At 72.7% G+C, this 6,708-nt stretch carries 6 protein-coding genes; 2 read left to right on the forward strand and 4 right to left on the reverse strand.

Features of this window, described 5'->3' with window-relative positions:
* Window positions 1-11 precede the first annotated feature (11 nt).
* Entirely contained in the window at window positions 12-1,592 is a 1,581-nt protein-coding gene (locus tag ACIQ5Y_RS25500) for an alpha/beta hydrolase (RefSeq protein WP_403884793.1), read from the forward strand.
* Here ACIQ5Y_RS25500 and ACIQ5Y_RS25505 read toward each other — a convergent pair.
* From ACIQ5Y_RS25505 to ACIQ5Y_RS25520, 4 genes are all read right to left on the reverse strand, one after another.
* Window positions 1,522-2,841 carry an MFS transporter gene (locus ACIQ5Y_RS25505; RefSeq protein ID WP_403884796.1) on the reverse strand — a complete coding sequence of 440 codons (1,320 nt, stop codon included), beginning with the start codon at window positions 2,839-2,841 and terminating at the stop codon, window positions 1,522-1,524. The two genes, ACIQ5Y_RS25500 and ACIQ5Y_RS25505, sit on opposite strands and share 71 nt — an antisense overlap.
* A 267-nt stretch (window positions 2,842-3,108) precedes the next feature.
* A complete protein-coding gene (locus tag ACIQ5Y_RS25510) occupies window positions 3,109-3,522 on the reverse strand; it encodes a PaaI family thioesterase (protein WP_403884799.1) in 414 nt (137 codons plus the stop codon).
* A 55-nt stretch (window positions 3,523-3,577) separates the two neighbouring features.
* Window positions 3,578-5,602: an FAD-dependent oxidoreductase gene (locus ACIQ5Y_RS25515; protein WP_403884802.1), complete on the reverse strand. Its 2,025-nt coding sequence runs from the start codon at window positions 5,600-5,602 to the stop codon at window positions 3,578-3,580.
* A gap of 134 nt (window positions 5,603-5,736) precedes the next feature.
* Window positions 5,737-6,063: a hypothetical protein gene (locus tag ACIQ5Y_RS25520; protein ID WP_403884805.1), complete on the reverse strand. Its 327-nt coding sequence runs from the start codon at window positions 6,061-6,063 to the stop codon at window positions 5,737-5,739.
* 10 nt (window positions 6,064-6,073) lie between these two features.
* On the opposite strand from ACIQ5Y_RS25520, the gene ACIQ5Y_RS25525 reads away from it, so the two are divergent.
* Entirely contained in the window at window positions 6,074-6,475 is a 402-nt protein-coding gene (locus ACIQ5Y_RS25525) for an alpha/beta fold hydrolase (RefSeq protein ID WP_403884808.1), read from the forward strand.
* The last annotated feature ends 233 nt before the right edge of the window (window positions 6,476-6,708 follow it).

The following is a 6,708-nucleotide window of genomic DNA, read 5'->3' on the forward strand; positions in this document are numbered from 1 at the left end:
ACCACGTGCGCATGAAACGCCTCGCACCGCTGCTCGCCTCCGCCGCTCTCCTCGCCACCACCGTTCCCCTGCTCTCCGCGACCGGCGCCTGGGCCGCTCCGGCCCAGGAGTTCGGGCAGCAGAAGCCCGACTGGCACCGTTGCAGTCCCGAGCAGCCGGCTTCGTTCGAGTGCGCCACGCTCAAGGTCCCGCTCGACCACCGGCGTCCCCAGGGCCGCACCATCGACCTCGCGATATCCCGCGTCAAGAGCGAGAACCCCGCCAAACGGCACGGCGTCCTGCTGATCAACCCGGGCGGCCCGGGCGGGTCCGGGCTGGACATGCCGCTGATGATGAACGAGGGGATGCCCAAGGACGTACGCGACCGGTACGACCTGATCGGCTTCGATCCGCGCGGGGTCGGGGGCAGCAGCCCCGTCTCGTGCGGACTCGCCGAGGACGAGGGGGTCATCGACCGCCCCTACCACCCGGAGACCTTCCCCTCCGACGTCGCCTGGGCCCGGACGGTCGCCGAGAAGTGCCGCGAGAAGGCCGGTGACGTGCTGCCGTACATCACCACCCGCAACACGGCCCGCGACATGGACGTGATCCGTGCGGCGCTGGGCGAGCGCAAACTCTCGTACGTGGGCTACTCGTACGGGACCTACCTCGGCGCGGTGTACTCGCAGATGTTCCCCCAGCGCACCGACCGCTTCGTGCTCGACAGCGGGGTGGACCCGCAGGCGATCTGGCGGGGCATGCTCCAGCAGTGGGCTTCGCAGGCCGAGCCCGCCTTCGCGCGGTGGACGCGGTGGGCGGCGGAGCGTTCCGCCGAGTACGGGCTCGGCGACAGCCCGGAGGCGGTGTCCGCCACCTTCTGGGGGCTGGTGGCGCGCGCCGACCGGGACCCGATCGAGTTCGAGGGCATGAAGCTCACGGGCGACGCCATCCGCAGCGCGCGGGCGCTGTTCTTCTACCCCTCCCAGGCCAGCCCGCTGGTCGCGGCCCTCAAGGCGGCGGCCGAGGGTCGGCCGCTGCCGGCGGGCCTGTCGGCGGCGGAAGTGAAGCAACTGCTCACGGGCGGGCAGGGCGCGGGACCGGTCTCGGACAACGGCGTCTCGGTGTTCTGGTCCGTGATCTGCGGGGACACCGGCACCTGGCCCCGCTACACGGAGCAGTACGAGCGGGACGCGGCGAGGGACAAGGTGAGGTACCCGCTGTACGGGGACTTCTCGTCCAACATCAAGCCGTGCGCCTTCTGGGACCGGCCCGTGGAGGCGGCCACGCCCATGCGGACGCGCGCGAACGTGCTGACCGTGCAGAACGAATGGGACTCGCAGACCCCGCTGTCCAGCGGGCAGGGCCTGCACCGTGCGCTGAACGGCTCGCGGATGGTGCTGGTGGAGGGCGGTGAGGGCCACGGCGTGTACCTGGCGGACCCGAACTCCTGCGCCAACGCGCACGTGAACGCGTACCTGGCCACGGGCCGGCTGCCCGACCGGGACGTGACCTGCCGGAACCCGGCCCCGCAGCCGCCGTCCGCTAAGGCCCGGCCCGGGTCCCCGGTTCCGTCGGGTCCGCTGCCCTTCCCGGCCGGGCCCGGCCGGTTCTGACCCGGCCCGTCCCCTGGGGACCCTGCTGTGCGGCGGCCCGGCCGCCGCGCAGCGGGGTCAGCAGCGCGCCACCGAGGATCAGCAGGCACAGGGCGCCGCCGCCCACGCTGATCGCGGGGACGCCGTGGCGGGCGGCCAGCGCCGTGAGCACGGCCACGCCGATGGGGCCCGAGGCGTTGTGCACCGTCCAGAAGGCGGAGGTGACCCGGCCCAGCAGGTGGTCCGGGGTGACCTCCTGACGCAGGGTCATGGTGCACACCCCGCCGAGGGTGATCCCGAACATGAAGACCGCGGAGAGCGCTGCGATCACCGGCACGTTCCGGCTGAGGCCGATGCCCGCGACCGACACCGCGATCAGGGCCAGTGAGGCGGGCCAGCAGACCCCGATGCCGAAGACCCGGCGCAGCCGCCCGGCGGCGAGCGCCGCGACGGCGGACCCCACCCCGCCCGCGGCGATCACGTAGCCGAGGGTGACGGCGTCCCGGCCGAGGTCCTCCTCCACGTGGAAGATCAGCAGGTCGGTGGCGCCCATGGTGACGAAGGTCAGCAGGGTCAGCGGGCGCAGCAGCGGGTGGCCCCACAGGAAGCGGAAGCCCACGACGAACATCTCCCGGAGCAGTCGGCCGCCGGCCACCGGCCGCTCCCGGGCCGGCTCGGCGGTGTCGAGGGGCTGCGCCGGCCCGGCCGGCCGGTGGAAGGTCACCCAGCCCAGACTGACGGCGGAGACGAGGAAGGTGGCCCCGTCGACGGCGAGCGCCCAGTCGGGGCCGACCCCGGCGGCGATGAACCCTGCCGCGGCCGGCCCGAGCAGGGTGCCGAGGGCGAAGGTGCCGAACAGCCGTCCGTTGGCGCTGGTGAGGTCTTCGGGGGGCACCAGTTGGGGCACCGCCGTCACGTAGGCCACGTCGAAGAGGGTCTTCAGTACGGAGACGACCGCGGTCAGCACGTACAGCACCCAGATCCGGGGCCCCGCAAGCCAGACCAGCGGCAGCGCGCCGAGCAGCACCGCCCTCGTCAGATCGCAGACGATCATGAGCCGGCGGCGGTCCACCCGGTCCACCACGTACCCGGCGAACAGCCCCGTGCCGATGCCGGTGGCGCCCGAGACGACGGTGACGAGGCCCATCTGGACGAGGGACCCGGTGGCGTCGAGGACGAGCAGGGGCAGCGCGAGCAGCGTGATGGAACCGCCGAGGACGGAAAGGGCCTGACCGAGCCAGAAGACGTTGAAGTTCCTGTTGCCGCGCACACCGGGACGCTAGTGGCCGGGCCCCGGAGTGTCACCCGCTTTTACCCCGCACCGGAAGCCGCCCTCCGGTGCCGGCTCGACAGGAGCGCAGGGCCCGGATCTGGGCGGTGTGGTTCGGATGGTGCGAGTTGGCCCCCACTCGCGGTTCTTCCGGTTCAGGTGGGCCGAGAGGTCGTCGAGGACCACGTGGATCGCCCGGCTGGTCGGAAGCGACATGGCTTCCGACCAGCCGTGCGGGCAACCCGGTAGACCTATGCGGTCACAGCACTAGCCGAGCAGCGCGTAGACGGTGGAGGCCGTGGCGGCCGGGTCGTCGGAGCCGTCGGGGGTCAGGGTGATGTCGGCGAAGGCCATCCGCTTGCCGAGCTTGGTGACCCGGACGCGGATGATCACGTCGGCGCCGACCACCGGGCGTTGGAAGCTGGTCGACTGCTGGACGGTGGTCATCGGCCCGTACGCCCCGCGCGCGGCGGAGATCGCGATGACGGTGGCGGTGTCGGCGGCCGCCATCATGGCCTGCCCGGAGAGGCCTCCGCCGTCCCGGGCCAGTTCGTCGGACCAGGGCAGCCGCAGCACGGCGTGCCGCTCGCCCGTCTCCTGGACGGTGAGCCCCAGGGCGAGCACCCAGGGGGCGAAGTTGTCGGCGAGGATCTTGTCTGCGTCAGCGGGGGAGAACGTCACCGGGCGATTGTGGCGGCCCGGCCGGGCCGCCACAATCCCCCTTCGGCCGGAACGGTCAGAGCGTGGCGGCCAGTTCCGTGCCCTGGCGGATGGCGCGCTTGGCGTCGAGCTCGGCCGCCACGTCGGCTCCGCCGATCAGGTGCGCCTCGACTCCGGCCGCGCGCAGCGCCTCGTACAGGTCGCGGCGCGGCTCCTGCCCGGTGCACAGGACCACCGTGTCGGCCGGTACGAGGTGCTGCTCCTCGCCGACCGTGATGTGCAGGCCCTCGTCGTCGATGCGGTCGTACGTGGCTCCGGCGACGGAGACGACCCCGCGGTGCTTCATCTCGGCGCGGTGGATCCACCCGGTGGTGGTGCCGAGGCCGGCCCCGACCTTGGTGGTCTTGCGCTGGAGCAGGTGGACCTGGCGCGGCGGCGCGGGGCGCTCGGCCTTGGTGAGACCGCCGGGCCCGGCGTAGGAGGTGTCCACGCCCCAGTGGCGGAAGTACACCTCGGGGTCCTGGGAGGCGCCCTCGCCGCTGTCGGTGAGGTACTCGGCGACGTCGAAGCCGATGCCGCCGGCGCCGACGACGGCCACGCGCTCGCCGACGGGGGCGCCGTCCCGGAGCACGTCGAGGTAGCTGACGACGTTGGGGTGGTCCACTCCCTCGATCTCCGGGGTGCGGGGGGTGACTCCGGTGGCGACGACGACCTCGTCGAAGCCCTGGAGCGTCTCGACGTCGGCGCGGGTGTTCAGCCGGACCTCGACGCCGCTCTCGGCGAGCTGGGTGCCGAAGTAGCGGATGGTCTCCTCGAACTCCTCCTTGCCGGGGACGCGTCGGGCGATGTCGAGCTGGCCGCCGATGTGGCCGGAGGCCTCGAACAGCGTGACGGTGTGGCCGCGGCCGGCGGCGGAGACGGCGCAGGCGAGACCGGCGGGGCCGGCGCCGACGACGGCGACGCTCTTCTTCAGCCTCGTCGGGGAGAGCACGAGTTCGGTCTCGTGGCAGGCGCGCGGGTTGACCAGGCAGCTGGTGATCTTGCCGCTGAAGGTGTGGTCGAGGCAGGCCTGGTTGCAGCCGATGCAGGTGTTGATGGTCTCGGGGCGGCCGGCGGCGGCCTTGGCCACGAAGTCGGCGTCGGCGAGGAAGGGTCGGGCCAGCGACACCAGGTCGGCGCGCCCGTCGGCGAGGAGTTCCTCGGCGATCTCGGGGGTGTTGATGCGGTTGCTGGTGACCAGGGGGATGGACACCGCGCCCATCAGCCGCTTGGTGACCCAGGTGTAGGCGCCGCGCGGGACGGAGGTGGCGATGGTGGGGATGCGGGCCTCGTGCCAGCCGATGCCGGTGTTGATGATGGTGGCGCCGGCCGCCTCGATCTCCTTGGCGAGGCGGACGACCTCTTCGAGGGTGGAGCCGCCGGGGATCAGGTCGAGCATGGAGAGCCGGTAGACGAGGATGAAGTCCTCGCCGACGGCCGCGCGGGTGCGGCGGACGATCTCCAGCGGGAAGCGCATGCGGTTCTCGTAGGCGCCGCCCCAGCGGTCGGTGCGCTTGTTGGTCGCGGCGGCGATGAACTCGTTGATCAGGTAGCCCTCGGAGCCCATGATCTCGACGCCGTCGTACCCGGCGAGCTTGGCGAGGCGCGCGGCCCGCACGAAGTCCTCGACCGTCCGCTCGACCTCGACGTCGGTGAGCTCGTTCGGGACGAAGGGGCTGATGGGGGCCTGGATGGCGCTCGGCGCGACCAGGTCCTTGTGGTAGGCGTAGCGCCCGAAGTGCAGGATCTGCATGGCGATCCGGCCGCCCTCGGCGTGCACGGCGTCGGTGATCACCCGGTGCTCGGCGGCCTCGTCCTCGGTGGTGAGGCGGGAGCCGCCCTCGAAGGGCCGGCCCGCGTCGTTGGGCGCGATGCCGCCGGTGACGATGAGCCCGGCCCCGCCGCGGGCGCGCTCGGCGTAGAAGGCCGCGAGGCGCTCGAAGCCGCCCTCGTGCTCTTCGAGGCCGGTGTGCATCGACCCCATGATCACGCGGTTCGGCAGGGTGGTGAAGCCGAGGTCCAGGGGGCTCAGCAGGTGCGGGTACCGGCTCTGGGAACTCATGGGGGCGCCTCCTCGCGCGGGGGGTGATGAAGCTGTTCTAGCGAGGGCCGCCCCGTTTTGCAACTAAGTGCAAAACCGCTGGGGCCCGCCTCCCCGGAATCCCCGGGGGAGGCGGGCCCCCGCTGTGGCGGAGTTCACGCCTCCTGCATCGCCGAGATCCGGCGCACGAGTACGACGGCCAGTGCCGCCGCCACGACGAAGAGCAGGTCCGACGCGGCACTGGCCAACGCCGCGTCGCGCACCCCGGCCACGGTCGTGGAACCGTCGGCGAGCCGGTTCGAGATGAAGACCGCGGCGGTGACCGCCATGGCCGGCAGGGCCGGGCCCAGCGCCATCGTGTACGCCTGCCAGGCCGCCGTGTCCGCCGCGCCGCCCTCAGCGGCCGTGCCGAGGACCGAGTACCGGTTGACCTGGGCGGCCAGGGTGAGCAGCCGCGTCGCGGCGCGGAGGCCGAACAGCACGGTCAGTGGGGTGACCAGCCCCTTCGGCGAGCGGACGGAGGAGCGTCCCGGGGGCGCTCCGAGCGGAGGCAGGGATCTGGTGCCGAAGGACATGACGGACGACTGGGCCCTCGTGCGGGACGCACTCGCGCGGGAGCGCCGGGTGTACGCCCTGGACCTGCGGGGCCACGGCCGAAGCGAGTGGACCGTCCCGTCCCGGCTGGATGGCCTCTCCCGGATCACGGCGCCGACCCTGGTGGTGGCGGGCGGCCCGGACAGCCACGTCCCGCAGGAGGGCATCGCCGATCTGGTCCGCCGGATCCCGGACGTCCGGCTCATCACGATCCCGGTCGGCCACCTGGTGCACGCCTCCGCGCCCGGGGAGTTCACGGCTGCGGTCACGGTCTTCCTGGCCGAGGCACCGGGGCGGTGAAGCAGTGAGCAGGGCGCCCCGGCTCGCGGGGCGCCCTGCTCGTGTCGTGGTTCGCGCGACTGCCCTTGCGGGCGGCTGCTTCAGGTGGTGGCTACCACCGGCCGGTGATGGGCAGGTCGCCGGGGTTGCCGAAGCGGGCGCTGTAGATCACCTGGTTCGAGTCCTTGGCCGCGCCGAAGAAATCGGACTCCGCCGGCCGGTAGACACCCACCTTGTCGGTGCCGTCACCGTTC

Source organism: Streptomyces sp. NPDC096339, assembly GCF_044762985.1.
In the GTDB taxonomy this organism is placed as follows: Bacteria; Actinomycetota; Actinomycetes; order Streptomycetales; family Streptomycetaceae; genus Streptomyces.

Coding starts and splice junctions, on each gene's coding strand:
- ACIQ5Y_RS25515 (WP_403884802.1), bottom strand. CDS start 5,602: ATGAGTTCCCAGAGCCGGTACCCGCACCTGCTGAGCCCCCTGGACCTC.
- ACIQ5Y_RS25500 (WP_403884793.1), top strand. CDS start 12: ATGAAACGCCTCGCACCGCTGCTCGCCTCCGCCGCTCTCCTCGCCACC.